Below are 17,889 nucleotides of genomic sequence, written 5' to 3'. Positions count from 1 at the left end.
ATATATGCAAAAGAATTTAAAAAATGATTATTATGATGCTATAAATCATGACTGATTAAAACAAGCTAAAATTCCTGAGGATCGTTCTCAAATAGGTTCATTTGTTGAGATGGATATAAAACTCGAGAAGTTATTGAAAGATACTATTAATGGTTGATATAAGTACTCAAAAACTCTTCCTAATGATCCATTAATACATGAATATGTAAAGTATTATTCAATGCTTTTAGATGATCAAAAAAGAGCAGAGCTAGGTTGAGAACCAGTCAAAAAATATCTTAATACATTGGAAAAAATTTCATCATTTAAAGAACTTTTTTCAAAAGGACGTGATTTTTGAATTCAATATGGAGCTTTACCTTTATCAATTGATATTTTTGAAGACTTTGTTGATAATACTAAAAGAATTATTTGAATTTCAAACCCTGAAATATCCATTTTGCCTTCAAAAGAAACATATCAAAATCAAGAAGCTTCTAAATTAATTGAAGCATGAAAGAAAATGGTTAATGACCTATTATTAAGTTATGGAAAAACTCAAACACAGTCAGAAAAATTAATTAATCAAGCAATTGAATTTGATCAACTTTATAAGGATTATTTATTAAGCTCAGTTGAATGAGCTAATTATGTGGCTTTATATAATTTAAAAGATATTAGTGAAATTAAAAAAATTTCACATAAATTTGATATTCCTAAAATTTTGAATGATTTTGTAAAGAGAGATGTTTCAAATGCATCAGTAATTAATTCAAACTTTTTTGCAAACTTCGACAAAATATTTAGTGATGAAAATTTTGAAGGTTATAAAGCACTTATGTTTATTAAAAATCTTCTTGGTACAACTTCAATGTTGAGCGAGGAAATAAGAATTAAAGCTAATGAATTTAAAAAAGTTTTATATTCAATAGACCGTTCACGTAGTTTAGAAGATTATGCATTTGATATGACTAATGTATTTTTTGGAATGCCATTAGGAATGTATTATGCAAATGAATTTTTTGGTAAAAAAGCAAAACAAGATGTTGAACATATGGTAGCTAATATGATTCAAATTTATAAAAATAGATTACATCAAAACACTTGATTATCTCAAACAACAATTCAAAAAGCAATTACAAAATTATCAAGTATTGAAGTTATGGTAGGATTTCCGGAAGTTATTAGACCTTACTATACTAATTTCAAGGTAAAAACATATGAACAAGGTGGAACTTTATTTGAAAATGCATCTAATTTTAATAAAATTATTGCAGAATATAAAATTTCTTTATATCTTAAAGATGAAGATCGTAGATTTTGAGGAATGTCACCTGCAACTATAAACGCTTATTATAATCCAAATAAAAATCAAATCGTATTCCCTGCAGCAATTTTAGCTTGACCTTTTTATCAATTAGATAGAGTTTCATCTGCTAACTACGGCGGGATCGGTGCTGTTATAGCGCATGAAATTTCACATGGATTTGATAATAACGGTGCTCAATTCGATGAAAAAGGGTCACTAAATAATTGATGAACTGATTCAGATCGTAAAGAATTTGAATTAAGAACAAAAAAGGCAATTGAATTATTTGATGGCAAGGAAACTGAATTTGGAAAAGTTAATGGAAAATTAACTGTTTCTGAAAATATTGCTGATCTAGGCGGATTTGAGTGTGCGCTTGAAGCTGCTAAATTAGAATCTGATTTTGATGCTAAGTCATTTTTTGAATCTTGAGCGACAATTTGACGTTCAAAATACAAAGAAGGTGCAGCAAAAAGGTTACTTGAAACAGATGTTCATTCACCTACAAAAATAAGAGCGAATGTAGTGTTATCAAATAGTGAATTATTCGCTCAAACATACGATATTCAACCTGAAGATAAAATGTACTTAGACCCCAAAAAAAGAGTAAAAATTTGATAGTGAAGTAGAAAAATGAAAAAAGAGATTCATTATTATATTTTTGAAGATGATGATTTTAAGGAAATTTTATCACAGGAATTAGATCATATAAGTAAGGAATACTCTGATGATACAGTTTTAATTAATAAGTGTATTTGAATAGAGAAAGATTATAAAGATGTATTTCATTACTTAGAAAATTTAATTAAATTAACTATAAAGCAAATGCGCTTATTAAAATTTCCTTATTCACATAAATATGATTTTACATACCTTGATAATAATAATTCTTATATTGATTTAGCGAAAAATTATATTCATTATTGTGATGTTAAAACAATTGTTGAATTTATAGGTTCATTTATGATTAAAATGTTGCAATCACCAAAGTTGATTAAATCTAACAAGCGTTTTTTATATGTTTTTTTCCTGATGTTTTTAAAAACATTAGGATATGAATTTAAAGAAAAATATTCACTTGATAGTATTATAAATTTTATTTACTTTTATATTTCTTTATCAAATGTTGAGACTGATATAATTTTAAGTAAGGACTTTTTTCATCAAACAGATAATTCAGTAGTTATTAAGATACAAGAAGAAGTTATAGCTAAATTTAGAAGAAACTTTTATACTTATAAAAGTATAGAATATCGCCATAAAGAAATTTTAAAACAATTTTATAAATATATTAAAGATAATATTAGATTAAATTCGGACCCAATAAGACTCAAAGACAATGATTCATTAGTTTTTTCAAGAATTCTAATGCCAACGCAAAGTTTTATCCAGAGAATGTTTGATGAACTTATCAAAAGTAAAGATTGAACTATAATTGAAAAGAATTTATCATATATTGCTGAAATTTAAATTAATCAGAATTTTAAAATATGTGCAATTTTAGAACTGCGCATATTTTTAATTTATTTTGTCCTAGACAAAATAAATTAATGAAAAAATATGAAAAAAGTATGATTTTTATGAAAAAAAGATATTTTATTGACTTTATTTTTTCTTTTTCCTAAAAAAAAAAAAAAAAAAGCAATAAAATTTTAATTATGAAAACAAACTCCCCAATTATAGAAACATCATTGCTAAATAAATTTAAAAAATCCCCTAAAAAAGGGACAATTAATTGAAAAATTCTTGAATTAATTGAAAACGAGCCCCAGGAATTTCTTGCTCACAATACAATTTCATTAGCTAAAAAATTGAAAATAGGTCAGGCTTCCATTTCTAGGTTTTCTCGTTCTTTAGACTTTAGCACATTTAATGAGTTACAATTATATGTTTCTACAAGATACCAACATAAAAAAGATTATGAATTGAACATTATCGAAGGGACAAACTTAACTTTAGATGACACTATTTCAAATATTAGATCACACTATTTATTCGCAATTGAAAAAACTATAGAATGGATAAAGCATAATCCAGAGTTAAATATTTATATTGAAACACTATTAAAATATAGAAAAGTTAATATTATTTTTGGAATTGGGGAGTCAGGACTTGTAGCAAAGTATTTTGCATATAATCTTAGAAAAATAGGATTTAATGCTATTTTTCTTGATGATTTACATGAATTCTTCTCATTTGCTCAAATAATTAAACCTAAAATGCATATAACTATTATTTCTAAATCATGTCAAACATTAGAAGTTAAAAAGATTTTAAATTATTTAGAAGACAATCAAATAAAATATTCTATTTGAACTAAAAATGAAAAAATGAAAAAGTATAATCCTAATAATGTTTTGATTATTGATAGCATTAATCAAAATTACCGTATAGGTACCTTAGGTTCAAAAGTATCTGCATTAATGGTTGCTGATATAATATATTCATTTTTAGCATTAAAGATTGATAAAGATAAAATCATTTTTAATAATATAAAAAATTTAATAGCTGATTGAAATGAATTGCTGCCAAATAAAGAATAGACTCCGCTTGCGTTAGAGTTTATTTTTTTAAAATTTATTATTGTTAATTTTATTTAATGCTATAATTTTCTTAGATCTAAAAAAGACGAAAACACACAGAAACTAAATATCTCAAAAAATATTTTGATATTATAAAAAGGTGCTATAATATATAGGCACATAATAGAAATTGCCGATTTAGCTCAGCGGTAGAGCAGCTGGCTGTTAACCAGTTGGTCGTTGGTTCGATCCCAATAATCGGCGCCATTATATTTGGTCTGTTGGTGAAGCGGTTAACACACATGGTTTTCATCCATGCATGCACGGGTTCGATCCCCGTACAGACTGCCATTTTTGGAAGATTAGCTCAGTTGGGAGAGCGTCGCCCTTACAAGGCGAATGTCATGGGTTCGAGTCCCTTATCTTCCACCATATGCCGTCTTAGCTCAGTTGGTAGAGCAACTGACTTGTAATCAGTAGGTCGTAGGTTCGAGTCCTATAGACGGCACCATATTGTGTGCCTTTTTTAATGCGGACACACACAAATTATCAACTAGCGCGAATGGTGAAATTGGCAGACACGCTAGATTTAGGCTCTAGTGCTTTAAACAGCATGAGGGTTCGAGTCCCTCTTCGCGCACCACTTTTTTAATTTTATTTTTTAAACATTTTTATTTTATTTATATCCTTAGAGATTTTTATTAATCCCCTTAATAATCTATCTCTTATTTACTTTTACAAATATATATCAAAAATATATTTGATCTTATTTGTTATTATTTTATGAAATTGTTTGACTATATTCATAATTAAATTAATAATTACCATTTATTTGTATAAATGTCGTGTTCATTAAAATTCATATAATAAAGTCCTTGAAAATAGGGCTTTTTGTGTGAAAGCAATATAATAGTTTTCAAAATGTATAATTTATTTTTCTCTCCTTCTTCTTACACATCTTTTTTATACTTAAACTGTCTAGCTTTCATTCATTAAATTTTTACTTTCATAATATAATAACAATCTTAAATAATATTAATTTTATATATAATCTTCCTATATTATATTGTTAAAAATAGTTCTATATTTTATTATATTTTTTTATTTATTATAAAAAATCACTAGTGTTTCACTCTGCTAGTGATTTCTTTTTGTTTATTTTGAAGTTGGAAGGATTTAATCTCTTGTGAATGATATTAGTCTTAGCATAATGATAAAGAGATTAAAATATGAAATTAAAAATTCTAATCCATAAAATATACTCTTTTTCAATATTTCACTATTATCATCTAAATTAAAGTTTTGTAATTCAGTATTGAACATTTTAAAGTTTCAGATAGTAACCACGCTAAAAAGAACCACTTCAATAACTAATAATCAAAAGTAAGCTCTATATACAAAAAAAGCTACTAAAAATGTAATTATAGATGCAATAAATAAAACTGAAATTAAAACACTTAATCTAGCAACAGTAAAAACATTTAAAAATGATAATGCAGCACAAATACCCATAATAATTAGTGGAATTAATGCTGAAAATAATAAACTTTTACTATCAAAATCATTAATTGCAGATGACACTATGATATCAACGATAAGTGCTGAAAAAAATGACCATATTGCTATATTTAAAATAAATAAGAAGATAGACGTTATTATATTTGTTCTTTGTCCTGGCGGTCTTCTTGTTATTGAAATTATAATAATCCCAATTGCAGCAGGAATAAATAACAACCTTTTTGCAAATGTTGATATTTCAATTACATTATTTAATAAATGTAAAAACCCAAACATCGCTACAAAAAAACCTAAAATTCCAATTGTGAAAATTCCTAATACAGAACCTCAAAATAAATTAATTTTTTTAGTTTTTTCTTTTTGAAAATTAAATCTTAAACTATTCATAATTAACTATTATACATTTTTTTGAATCTTTATAAAACTATTTAAATTTATGAATCTCAAAAAGACGCTTATTAATTAAGCGCCTTTTTGAGATTTAATTATTTTTTATAATTCTTCAACATTAATATAACTTAAAAACTTTTTAGTTTTTAATGAATCTCCTAATCAACGTGAATTAACTGTACCAGCGGCTGCTGAACTAGCTAGTTTTAATGATTCAGCAGCATTATTTGTTTTTAAATAATTAGCAGCAAATATGGAAACCATAGTATCACCAGCAGCGGTAGCAGAAATAACATCAACTTTTTTGAGAATTGAAGCTTTATATAATTTGTTTGATTCTGTTAATAAATATGAACCATTTTTATCCATAGATACGATTATGTTTTTTGCTCCAAAATTTTGAAGAGTTTTCATACAATTGATAAGTTCTTTTTCATTATTAATACTAAAATTAAAATTCTTTTTCAATTCATCTAGATTGGGTTTAATCAAAAAAGGCTCAAAAACTAGAAAATCTTTAAGGTTAGGAGTGTCGATATCTAAAATGAATTTGACATTATTTTGATTTAATAATAAAAGAATTTCCTTTAAAAAAAGTTCGTCACTAATTCCCATTATAAAAACAATATCATCTGATACTAAGTTTTTAAGTTTATTTATAATTTTTGACTTAATTTGATCATTTAAAATAGTTTTAGGTCCGTTAAGCTCAAAACTTTCTTTATTTCCATAATATTTTATGTTTATTCTAGTTTTTGATGATGCATTAATGTTATGAATATTAACTTTTTCATCATTAAAAAGTTTAGTAAAAGTTAAGAAAGTGTTTGAATCAAATAATGAAATTCCAACATTATCAAAGTTATGTCTTTTTAATACTATTGAAGCATTTAATCCTTTTCCACCAGGAAGAATTTCAAAATCATGATATCTATTTACTTTTTCTAATTCAAAATCATCTGACTTTATTAATAAATCAACAGAGGGAGATAATGTTAAAGTATAAATCATTATGCTCTTTTCTTTTTAATAAATATTTTTGTTCAATTTGGATATTTTTTATTTAAGTGACTAAACAATATAATTGCCCCTGCTTGTGTAATAGCCCCAATAATAATTGCTAAAATTCAAAATACTATTCCTAAACCAGCGCTAAGTGCAAAGTCATTAAATAAGTCAGTTCTAGCTAAAAAGCTAACAAATATTCCACCATGGGGAGCAATAATATTAACTCCTAATGCAGCAGAGACAATCCCTGCAACAGCCCCACCTATAATGTTTGAAGGAACTAATACTTTTGGGTTTCTACCTGTATATGGAATTGCTCCTTCCGAAATGAATGATAGACCAAATAAAATATTTGAGTATTTTCCTGATTCAAGTTCTTCATTGGTTCATAATTTTTTATTAATAAACATTGATAATGAAATTCCTAGTGGAGGCACCATACCAGAAGCCATAACAGCCGCCATCGAAATAGTTGAATGACCATTTGCGATAGTTAAGGTACCAAAGATATAAGCCGCTTTATTAATTGGTCCACCAAGGTCAATTGCCATCATAGCACCAAGAATTAAACCGAGTATTCAAGCTAATTCTCTTCTATTTTCAAAAATTTGTAAGAATAAAACTAATCCAAGATTAATAAAAATTAAAGCAATATTAACTATTCAAAATAAAACAGCAATTGTTAATGTCCCGAAAAGCGGAATAAATAAAATGTTTTTAATTCCTTGCAATGATTTTGGTAATTTTCCAAAAATATATTTTGAAAACACAATTACCATTGCAGCAGCAAAGAATGCACCAAAAATTCCACCAATAAATCCTGATCCAGTTCCTAAGAATTTATCAGGATCTGCAACACCAGAGCTAGCAATTGCATTTTTTAAAAATCCATATGATCCACTTAATGTACCGCTCGATATTGCTCCAACCACAAATCCTGGCAGCAATCCTTGTCTACCCACAAGTGAAAAAGCAATATAAGCTGCCAAAATCGGAACAGCAAAACTAAGGCCTACTTTTCCTAAATCGAAAACAATTTTTGCTACTGGATGCCCAAATCCAAATGTGCTTAGGAAGTTTTTTGAATTAATATCAACACCTGAACTTGATGCAATAATAATGTCAATTAAAAATCCTAATGCTATTAATATACCTCCGAAAACAATAAATGGAAGCATATGTGAAATACCAGACATTAATGAACGACGCATTTTACCAGCAAAACCATCAAATGTCATTTCACCATCTGAAGAAGAGGATTGTCCTTTTGCTATTTTTAGTCTTTTACCTTTATTATCTAAAAGTGCTTGAATTTGTGTTCTAGCATCATGAATAGCTTTTTGAGTTGAAATTTCTAAAACATTGGTAGCGTCGGCGAATTTATCTTTTTCAATTTCACGATCAGTTGCTAATAAAACACCTTTTGCGTTTAAAATATCTTCATGTGTAAGCTTATTTTGAATTCCTTCTGTTCCTTGAGTTTCAACCTTAATGGAAATATTCATTTTCTTAGCTTCTTCAATTAATTTTTCTTTAGCTAAGAAAGTATGAGCTATTCCAGTTGGACACGCTGTGACAGCGACTATATCATAATGGTTTTGATTAGTCAGCTCTTTTACTACTTGTTCATTTTTTTGATCTTCAATTGTTTCATATTTTTTAATAACATTTAAAAATTCATCTTTACTTGTGACATTATTAAGCTCAATGACAAAGTTAGGATTGATTAATAAAGTCGAAAGTTTTTGAATAATTTCAATGTGCCCTGCTTGTCTTTTATCTTTTGATAAAGCAATACCGAAAATAAAAGAAACAGGTTGATTATCAACTGAGTTTCAATCTAAATTATCTACTTTTGCGAATATTAAAGTACTTTTTAAAATTGCATCATCGCCCAAATGAGGCATTGCAATTTTATCGCCAATACCAGTTGAACCTTGTTCTTCTCTATTTAGAAATAAATTTAAAACTTTAGATGAGCTATTTGCATAACCTTTTTTAAATAATTCATCTGAGAAAAATTTTAAAACACCTTTTTTTGTGCGAGATTTTTTATTTAAAAATATTAAATCTTCATGAAATAAATCTCTTAATTGCATATCATTTCCTTTCTATAAAAATCTTATCTATAATAATATTTTATTTTTTATCTTAGAAAAATAAATAAAGAACTTATTATAAAAATGTGGAAATTTTCACATATTATTTTTTTCTCGTAATTATAAATAGTTTTTTATATTATGGAAATTTTCATTTTTTTATGAATGTTTAATTTAATTTTGTCTATGCTATTTAAAAAGGACTATAATATTTATGTTTAGATGCATAGATCTAAACATCATATTAATAAGTCATTATCAATTATGTTAATTATATATTTTTAGTTTTTATCCCGATTCAATAATAGTATATATTTCATACATTGCTTTTAGATATCATTTTATTTTTTTCTTCCTTATAACTTAAAGATTGATAATGATTGTTTATTTAAATTGTGTAAGATTATTTAAAGCGCTATTTCATAGCGTTTTATTAATTAAAATATCCAGAAATTATCTGGATATTTTAATTAATGCAACTTATTTTTCATTATCAAATAAAAATAGTAAATCTCTATAATTATGATAATTATTCATTAACTTCTCAATTTCTTTTGGTAGGATTTTCAAAATATCAATGTGTATAGGGAAATATTTTTCCATTGTTTTTATCAAAAGATCTTGTATTCTCAGAGGAGGAATAAATATTTCAAAATCCATAAGCCTATCTAAATTAAATTTATTTTGCTTTTTATCAAAATAATTAGAAATTATATTTACTTTATTAGTTGTTAATAATAAATATAAATATTTATGTCTTAAAAAATTATTATCTACTGATTTAATTATATTAATATCACCAGGAATAAATTTCCCTTGGTAGTATTTAAAATCTATTTGCTCATTTATGTTAAAAAAAATTATTGAGTCACTTAAAACTTCATTTACTAATTTATTTTCTTTGATGTTAAAGATATCATTTTTACAAATAAACCTTACTTTTGAATTATCGCATTTAATTTCATTAATTTTTGACTCATTTTTCTTTATGTAATTTATAATTTTTGGTCTTTTTAATAAAGCGATGTTTGAAAAGTCCTGATCACATATAACTACTTCAAAAAATTTTTTAGTTTGAATTTTTTCGCCTGGTTTTAGTAATTTTGTTAATCTTTGTAGTGTGAATATTTCTTTTGTAAATTCTAGATTTTTGTGATTATTTAATGATTTTATTTTTTCATAAATTAGATTATTAAAACCATCTAAGACATTAATAATGTCATTTTGAAAATTTGCTTGCATAATTGGAATATTTAAGTTTTTAATGTATTTAAATAGGTTGTTTTTGAAATTTACTTTTGTTTGCATTTTAGTCACTTTTGTTTCAAGTCAATAATAAATAAATTTAGATTTTAGAAGGTCATTATTTTTTATTCGAGCAACTAAACAATCATTAGAAACTGAAAATTTTCCTTGATAATAATAAATTTCCAATTTTTCTTCATTATTTGCTGTTAAAATTAAATATTTTCCATTAAAATCATAATTATTTGAATAACCTTCACTGACATAGTTTAATAAACTTCTTCTTGAAAATATAGGAAATTCGCCCTTATTAGAAATGGAAGTTCGTTTTGTTTTTCCTCTTTGAGGTGTTTCAATTAGTTTTTTTATAGTAATTCTCTCAATCATTTTAGATGATTTAAATCATGCATCTTCTTTCTATTTATTTATAATTTACTTTTAATATTATTAATTTTATTGTAATACTTTTTTTTGTTATTTTTTTATATTTTTATTATTAATGTGAAAATAACCAAAAAAATTTAAAAAATAAAAAGATTTATTTTGACAAAAAAAACAAAAAAATATAAAATTTTCATTATTTTAATTTGGTAAAATATAAAAGTCTAATACGAATGGAGATTTTCATATGAGTAATTGTAAAAAAGAATGTCAATGTAAAATTGTTTATGGCTGTGTTTGCGGTCAAAAAATTCCTGAAAAGGTTATTAAATTAATTGAGGCTTTTGGAGGAATTGAAAATATAAAAGGATTTAATTGTAGCGTTTCAGAGCTTAGATATGATTTAAAAAATTCCGATTTAATAGATGAAAAGTTATTTTTAAAACTTGGTGCTATAAATGTTTCTATTTTTAGTGAAATAAACCACGTTAGAGTTGAGCTAAAAGAGAATGCAGAAAATGTAAATACAGAAATTAAAAAATTTGCACATTTAATAACCAAAGATTCATCAGAAATTAATAAAGAAGACTTTAAACAAACAAATGCAACTCAATGTCATGCTTCAAAAACATCTAAACAAGTTGTTTTAAGTCCGACATCAGGAAAAATTGTTTCATTAAAAGAATTAAATGATGGAATCTTTTCAAATAATATGGTTGGTGAAGGTGTTGCGATTTTACTTGAAAAAGATAACAAAATTGTTGCTCCTTTTGATGGTAAAATTATTTTATTAACCGCAAATAAAAATCAATTAATATTTAGTTCAAAAGAACATGTTGAAGTTGTTATGGTTCTTGGATTAAATAGTTATAAATTAGACGGAATTGGTATTGAAGCAAAAGTAAAAGCAAACCAAGAAGTTAAAGCTGGTGAAGTTTTATTTGAATTGGATCTTGCGAAATTTGAAAATGAAAATATTGATAAACACATTATAATTTGCGCTACTGAATCATCTTTATTGAATAAAATAAAAAATCTTTCAGTCGATGCTAAAAGAGGTGTTGAGTTATTTGAGCTTGAATAAAATTGTTATTTTACATTAATACTTTATGGACGATTTTGAAGTTTTTAATTCAAAATCGTTTTTTTCTTAATTTCTAAAATAATTCTATTATAATAAATGTTACAACTAAATTATAAGAAAGAGGTATAGAATGAATAAACACTTTATTATATTAATCAACGGCAAAAGAAGAAGTGGCAAAGGGCTTTTGACAGAAAAATTAAAAGAAAAATGTGCGAAAATGTTTGGTGATAATATTCATGTTTTATCTTTTGCACAACCTATAAAAGATATCACTAAACCAATTTTGAATAAGTTGAAATGAGATGGGCAAGATAAAGAAATTGTTAGACCTTTATGAATATCTATGGGAGAAGTAGGAAGAAATATTGATGCAAATATATGATGCGCTAAAGTGCTTGATAAGATAGTTAAAATTATTGATGAATCAATTAAAAATAATAAATCAAGTTTATTTTTAATTGATGATTTGCGCTTTCCAAATGAATTAGATTATTTCATTAAAAATATAAAAACTTTTAATGAAAATAATCCAGAAGGCAACGAAATAAAAGCTGTATCTATCAGAATTGAAAAATTTATGGATGCAGAGAAATTCGTTAATGGAGTTGATGATAATTCAACTGAAATTAGTTTTGATAAGTTTGCATTTGTATTTGATTATGTTATTCCACAAGATACTTTAATTGACAGAAATTGAGAAGCAAATTTTGATGGTGTTAATGCTTCTGCTGATACAATAATAAGAGACTTCATAAAGTAATAATGATATAATTTAATTATGAAAGTTGCTAGAAAATACTACAATAATGTTCATTATACAATTGATTGAAATAACTCAGTTATCATTTTAAAACCTGAATTTCATAAGGAATTGTTAACATTTTCAAAATGAACTGGATTTAAAAAAATTGGTGGTAGTTCAGTTGGGGATATTCTAATTAAAGGTGATATTTTTAAAAGTGAATTTAAAGCATATTGTCATATTGCTAAAATAAAAATGCCTGTTTTAAGTAAGAAATATATTAATGCTGGTTCAATTTTGGAGCCCAAAATTTTCGATGTACTTAGATCTCAATTTAAGAATTTAGAAATTCAAAATTATGTAGCTGCCGATGTTGGTTATGATTATTTTTCTGGGATTGATGATGTAATAAGTGGTGTACCTGATGGATATATTCCAAGTAAAAAAACTATTTTAGAAATTAAAACTGCTGGTGAAAAAAAATATGATTTATGAGAAAAAAATGGTGTAGATCCTTCTTATCGCAAGCAAGCACAATTGTATGCTTATTTAATGAGTAAAAAGCTTAATTGTGATGTGAACAAATATGCAATTGTCGCAGCTTTTTTAAAAGAGGATGAAGAAGCGGGAATTAATGATTATTTAAATCCAGAAGCTGTTAATCTATATCAAAGAAGAATGAAAACTTATTCTTTTGATGTGAATAAGCTTGAAGTAGCAGAAGATATAAAATTAGTAAAAGAATGATATGAACACTATACCAAAAGTAATACCTCGCCAAAATTTAATCGTAGCACCAATGCAGATGATTTAGAATATTTAGCATGTTCAAATGAGCAAGAGTGAATTGAACTATTAGAAAAGTGAAAAGCTATTGGTAAAGCAGATCCGGATGCAATGCCATAAAGAAACAATTCAGTAAGATATTATCTTATTGAATTTTTTGAAAAATATTTATGGAAACATTTCCCTATTTTTATGATGTATAGATTAATTGTTGTAAAATATTAATATGAAAAAATTGAAACTATTATTTAAAATTTTAAGTTGTGTTACACCAATATTAGCTTTTTCATCGACTTCATGTGAATTAAACACACAGTCTACAGATACAACTAAACATATTAGCGAGGATACTAAGAAAAAAGATGCTGATAAAAGTTTAAGCGAAACCAAAAAAGTAAAACCTAATATTAGTCAATCTGATAACACAAGTGATATTATTAATAATAATAATAATAACGCAAATACATCCAAGAAAATAAATGATAAAAAAGAAACTGATCCAAAAACAGATACACCAGGTAAATCAAAAGAAAATGTCGAAAAGGAATTAGGATTAGATTCTAATGACTATTTAGTTTTTGGAAGTTGAAATATTTTGAATTATGGGCAATCAAACAAAAGTAAAAAAACAATATCAGAAGTAAAAATTACAGGTATTTCCGAGGTAATTGCTGATAATAATCTAGACTTAGTTTCATTGCAAGAAATTAATTATGGCGCTGCGGAATCTGTTAATTTAATTAAGGAAAAACTTTTAAGCGATTTCAAAAAAAACTATGAATTATTAAAGTCGCCGGATAATATTTATTCAAATAAATATGAGTCTCAAAAAGAACAATTTGCAATTTTATATGATAAAAATAAACTAACAAATATACAATTATCTACTGAAGAAAGTATTATAAGAAATTATGATGGTGGAGAATTTGTTAGACCATTATGAGTATCGAAATTTATTGATAAAAAGAATAATTCAATTTACATTGTAGATGCACATTTAGATTCACCAGGAGCTAAAGCAAAAGCTGGCGAACAAAAAGCTGGTAATATTAATGGTTATAACTGAGCAACACAAGGTGAAAAAGAAGTTAAGGAATTTATTGCATCAATTAAATTAGTATCTGAGTTAAAGAAAAAGTATCCTGATTCTGTAGTTATATTTAATGGTGATACAAATATTAAAACCAAGAATTTAAATTTTGGTGAGCAAATTATTAAGCAATTTGGTCTTGAATCTGGATATCAAGATACAAATTTATCTCAATCTGAATTACATAATTATTATGCTTCAAGTTTAGGGACAAGATACTCAAAAAACAAAAAAGGATTTTCTGAAGCATATGACAAATTTATTGTATACGATCCAAATAATAGGGTTGATCAAGTAAATAAAGAAGATTATAAATATGATATTGTTGAAGCATTTAAAAATAAATTTGATAAAGAAAAATATAAAAAACTTTGAGAAAAAGAATCTACTGGTAAAAAATTTGACCCTTTTAAACTGGTTAAAAAAGTTTCTGATCATACTTTAGTTAAAATAAAAGTAAAGGTCTAATTTAATATCTAATTTTATTTAAATTTAATACTAAAACAACATTCAATAACAGTTTGATTGTTGTTTTTATATTATTTTAGAAGTATGAAATATAATGAATTGTATTTTAGTTCTAAAATAATACCTTTCTATCAAAGATTTTAAGCACATAAAATGAGTTTTGTAAAGAAATGTTAATTTTGTAACGACAATTTTTGATATGCAAGCATTTATTTTGGTACTTGCATATAAAAAAACTTAAATGTTTTATGTTCATTTCATTAATGGAATTTATTTCACTATCTTAATAAAACATTAATTAAAATACAAAGGCAATCTTTTTAAATTAAATACAACATAATTTCTATTTTTTTCCTTTTCATTAATCACAAGATCAATGGCTTAATTGCCATTTTTCTTACTCTCTTGATTTAAAAAATATGTTCTGAAATTAATTTATTATTTCTTGTATTGTAATGATCTCTAAAACCATCAGATTTGAGTCTTAAATCATTTTAATTCTTCTACTACCCTGTATAAAAATCTAGGTTATTTCATACATCAATTATCTTATTAAACAATAAAATAAATTTAAATAAAATTGATATAATTAACTAAAATATATATAAGAAAGGTAATGCAAGTGAAAAGAATAAATAAAATTGTTTTATCATTATCAATTCCATTAATTGCCGTTTCGGTAGGAATAACAGGGTGAGCTTCTCATAATATAGTTCAAAAATATTATGAAACAGAATATAGTAATTTAAGAAATGATGTTATTTTATTATCTAAAAAGACAATTTCAGAAAAAATAAGAAAAAATGCAAATAGTTTTCTTAGTAAAAATAACGCCAAAATATACACAAAAGAAAATTGAAATAGCTTATCTATATTAAAAGAAGAATTGATACAAGAATTTAAAAAAGAAGAAAAAAATATAAATGACGCAATTAAAAAGATCAAATCTCCAATAACTAAAAATACATTAAAAAATCGTTTGAAAAATGCAAAAACATTCCAAGAACGTCAAGCTATTTTAGCAGAAGCTTCGAAAGCACTTAAAAATTAATCAACAAGCTTTTATTGAATGAACAAATAAGCTTGTTCTTTTTTTGCTATTTATATAAATGCTTAAAAAATGAAAATTCACATATTTTTACTAAAAATAATTAAGCTAAAAATCCTATTTTTTTAAAATAAATTGAAATATTTTTAATAGTTATTATGCAAAAATGGGTCATTTTTGCATTTTATTATATTTTTTCTAAAAAAAAAAAAAAAAGATCTTGTCCTTTTTTGTCATTGAATTATAAGAAATTTAAATGTGATAATCAATAAAATTTTGTTTGTACTTCATATTCGAATTAAGCTAATTTAATTAAAAAGACTTATTTTAATAAGTATTTTAACAATTTTTAAGTATTAAGGAGAATAATGAAAAAATATAAAAAGATTTTTAGTGGTCTTGGATTATTATCAATCACAACACTAATTGGTGCTGGTGTTGTAGCTTGCTCACGTACAGAAAAGTCTAAAGAAATTGAAAATAATGGCGGAGCTAGTGAAAATAATCCAGGTTCTAATGAAAATAGTGGATCAGAACAAGGTGATAAAAAAGATTTAACAGCGCTTAAAAAAGAAGTTTCTGAAGCTGTTGAAAATTTAAAAAATCACCCAAAATATAATGATTTAAAGGCAAAATTAGAAAAAGCAGATGTAACAGAAGAAGAGTTAAACACAGCAAAATCTGAAGCAAACAAATTATTACAAGATTCAAAAGCAGAAGTGAAAAAATCTATCGAAGTTATATCAGATGAAACTAAAAAAGCTGAATTAATAAAGAAAATTGAATCAGCTACAAATTATGAAACTTTAATTAACATTAAAGCTGAATCTTTTCCATTAGCTAAAACTGAATTAAGTAAAAAAGTAGAATCATTAGAATATCCTGATAAAGAAGCTTCAAAAGCAACAAGAGAAAAATTAAAAAAAGAGGTTGAAGCTTTAACTATCCAAACATATGAAGCTGGTGCTAAAAAAATTAATGAATTAGCAGCTGCATTAAATTCAGAAATTAAAGAAATTGACGAGTTATTTGATTTTAGTAAACTTCCTGAAAATGCTAGACCAGTTGAACCAGATCCAGAAACTAAAAAAGATGAGTACAATAGTCTTGCGAAAAATTATTTTAAAGCAAAATTAAATACATTAGAGTCTGCAACAGATGTTTCAAAAGTAATAACTGATGAATATAAAGCAAAATTTAATAAGTATAAAGATATTATTAATAGTGATAAATTTAATGGTACTGAATATAATGACGCAAGAAAAAAAGGTTTAAATGGTCGTTTAGCTAAATTTTATAATGATGATCATGACAAGGAATACACCGAAAGTCGTTTCATTTGACATATTTTTGAAACCATAAGAAGAAATGGTTTCAAAAATAAAATTGATAAATATGGTATTTATCAAAGAATGAATCAAACAGCTAAAAAAGACGAAATTATTAAAGAATCTGGAATTTCTGAAATTGACCAAAAAAATCAAGATAATCCTGGTTTGAATATTAATCAATTAGAAGAAAAAGTAAATAAGATGTCCGAAACAATTATTTCAATAGCAAAAGGAGCCGCTAATTTGAATATCGACTTAGTTAAATATTCAGATACAGAAAAACCTACTGAATTAAATGCTAAATTAGTTGAACTTGTTAAAAAAGCTACTAAACTTACAGAAGTTGATTTATTAATTGCGGAAATTCAAAAAATTGCTCCTAAGGTAAAAGAAGTTATTGATGAAGCTAAGAAAAATAATAAAGAAGCTGAATTTAAAGAAAAAATTAAGAACATTTCTGAAACTAAAGCAAGTGAAATTTTTACAAAGTTGGAACAATTAAAAATAGAAGCTATGAATATTGTTAAAAAAACTAGCTTATAATATTTCTATTTTTTAAAATACCTCTCTTTCTGAAAACTTAAAAGTTTTTTCTGTAAAAAGTAAGGTAGAAAAATATTCGGACAAAATCCGAATATTTTTCTACTTCATCTTGTTTTTGAATATAATCTTACTTAATATTTTATGCTTTTTTCTGGAATTATTAGTATTACCTATTATTTCATATTGAGATCAAAAATCATAAAACAAAAATGTTGTTTATAAAATTTGATTGGTCTATAATTAATATATGAAGTTACTTATTATTCAAGTTATTATTTTTCTTCTATGAAATTTTTTTACATTAATCATTTTATATACAAGAATAAAAGAACCTTATAAGATA

Annotated in this window: 13 protein-coding genes and 5 tRNA genes; 14 read left to right on the top strand and 4 right to left on the bottom strand. The window is 25.0% G+C overall.

The genetic code is table 4. From position 1 onward, the window contains the following. The first annotated feature begins 4 nt into the window (after nucleotides 1-4). The 8 genes from EXC48_RS03875 (at nucleotide 5) to EXC48_RS03840 (ending at nucleotide 4,453) form a co-directional block, all read left to right on the top strand. On the top strand, nucleotides 5-1,909 hold the full coding sequence (locus EXC48_RS03875; RefSeq protein WP_129720911.1) for a M13 family metallopeptidase: 1,905 nt from the start codon (nucleotides 5-7) through the stop codon (nucleotides 1,907-1,909). Nucleotides 1,910-1,921: 12 nt separating this feature from the next. Next, nucleotides 1,922-2,758, top strand: a complete 837-nt coding sequence (locus tag EXC48_RS03870) for a hypothetical protein (protein WP_129720909.1) — start codon at nucleotides 1,922-1,924, stop codon at nucleotides 2,756-2,758. 188 nt (nucleotides 2,759-2,946) lie between these two features. After that, nucleotides 2,947-3,831: a MurR/RpiR family transcriptional regulator gene (locus EXC48_RS03865; RefSeq protein ID WP_041593904.1), complete on the top strand. Its 885-nt coding sequence runs from the start codon at nucleotides 2,947-2,949 to the stop codon at nucleotides 3,829-3,831. A 171-nt stretch (nucleotides 3,832-4,002) separates the two neighbouring features. Beyond that, nucleotides 4,003-4,077, top strand: a tRNA-Asn gene (locus EXC48_RS03860). Between the two features lie 8 nt (nucleotides 4,078-4,085). Further along, nucleotides 4,086-4,161: transfer RNA gene (locus tag EXC48_RS03855), tRNA-Glu, on the top strand. Nucleotides 4,162-4,166: 5 nt separating this feature from the next. Further along, nucleotides 4,167-4,242 (top strand) — tRNA-Val (locus EXC48_RS03850). Nucleotides 4,243-4,245: 3 nt separating this feature from the next. Then, nucleotides 4,246-4,321 (top strand) — tRNA-Thr (locus EXC48_RS03845). Nucleotides 4,322-4,366: 45 nt separating this feature from the next. Further along, nucleotides 4,367-4,453 (top strand) — tRNA-Leu (locus EXC48_RS03840). A 533-nt stretch (nucleotides 4,454-4,986) separates the two neighbouring features. Here the strand turns inward: EXC48_RS03840 and EXC48_RS03835 are convergent. The 4 genes from EXC48_RS03835 to EXC48_RS03820 form a co-directional block, all read right to left on the bottom strand. Beyond that, complete coding sequence (locus tag EXC48_RS03835; RefSeq protein WP_129720907.1) at nucleotides 4,987-5,715, bottom strand: MAG0110 family membrane protein; 729 nt, start codon at nucleotides 5,713-5,715, stop codon at nucleotides 4,987-4,989. Between the two features lie 105 nt (nucleotides 5,716-5,820). Further along, a complete protein-coding gene (locus EXC48_RS03830) occupies nucleotides 5,821-6,729 on the bottom strand; it encodes a PfkB family carbohydrate kinase (protein ID WP_129720905.1) in 909 nt (302 codons plus the stop codon). Further along, nucleotides 6,729-8,825: a PTS fructose transporter subunit IIABC gene (locus EXC48_RS03825; RefSeq protein WP_015287612.1), complete on the bottom strand. Its 2,097-nt coding sequence runs from the start codon at nucleotides 8,823-8,825 to the stop codon at nucleotides 6,729-6,731. The genes EXC48_RS03830 and EXC48_RS03825 overlap by 1 nt, the downstream gene beginning before the upstream one ends. 480 nt (nucleotides 8,826-9,305) lie before the next feature. Then, nucleotides 9,306-10,457: a restriction endonuclease subunit S gene (locus tag EXC48_RS03820; protein WP_129720903.1), complete on the bottom strand. Its 1,152-nt coding sequence runs from the start codon at nucleotides 10,455-10,457 to the stop codon at nucleotides 9,306-9,308. Between the two features lie 241 nt (nucleotides 10,458-10,698). On the opposite strand from EXC48_RS03820, the gene EXC48_RS03815 reads away from it, so the two are divergent. The 6 genes from EXC48_RS03815 to EXC48_RS03785 all read left to right on the top strand — a co-directional run bounded on the left by EXC48_RS03815 (nucleotide 10,699) and on the right by EXC48_RS03785 (nucleotide 17,546). After that, entirely contained in the window at nucleotides 10,699-11,535 is an 837-nt protein-coding gene (locus EXC48_RS03815) for a PTS glucose transporter subunit IIA (RefSeq protein ID WP_129720901.1), read from the top strand. A gap of 130 nt (nucleotides 11,536-11,665) precedes the next feature. Further along, a complete protein-coding gene (locus EXC48_RS03810; RefSeq protein ID WP_129720899.1) occupies nucleotides 11,666-12,298 on the top strand; it encodes a hypothetical protein in 633 nt (210 codons plus the stop codon). A 15-nt stretch (nucleotides 12,299-12,313) separates the two neighbouring features. Continuing rightward, entirely contained in the window at nucleotides 12,314-13,186 is an 873-nt protein-coding gene (locus EXC48_RS03805; protein WP_041593824.1) for an MAGa7180 family putative nuclease, read from the top strand. A gap of 106 nt (nucleotides 13,187-13,292) precedes the next feature. Continuing rightward, nucleotides 13,293-14,624, top strand: coding sequence for an MnuA family membrane nuclease (locus EXC48_RS03800; RefSeq protein ID WP_129720896.1), 1,332 nt, complete (start codon nucleotides 13,293-13,295; stop codon nucleotides 14,622-14,624). Between the two features lie 616 nt (nucleotides 14,625-15,240). Next, a complete protein-coding gene (locus EXC48_RS03790) occupies nucleotides 15,241-15,675 on the top strand; it encodes a hypothetical protein (protein ID WP_129720895.1) in 435 nt (144 codons plus the stop codon). A gap of 365 nt (nucleotides 15,676-16,040) precedes the next feature. Then, nucleotides 16,041-17,546 (top strand): hypothetical protein, encoded by a 1,506-nt coding sequence (locus EXC48_RS03785; protein ID WP_129720893.1) that lies wholly within the window; start codon nucleotides 16,041-16,043, stop codon nucleotides 17,544-17,546. Nucleotides 17,547-17,889: the final 343 nt, after the last annotated feature.

Origin of the sequence: Mycoplasmopsis cynos (assembly GCF_900660545.1) — a bacterium.
Taxonomy (GTDB): Bacteria; Bacillota_I; Bacilli_A; order Mycoplasmatales; family Metamycoplasmataceae; genus Mycoplasmopsis; species Mycoplasmopsis cynos.
This window is presented reverse-complemented; position numbering and strand designations above follow the sequence as displayed.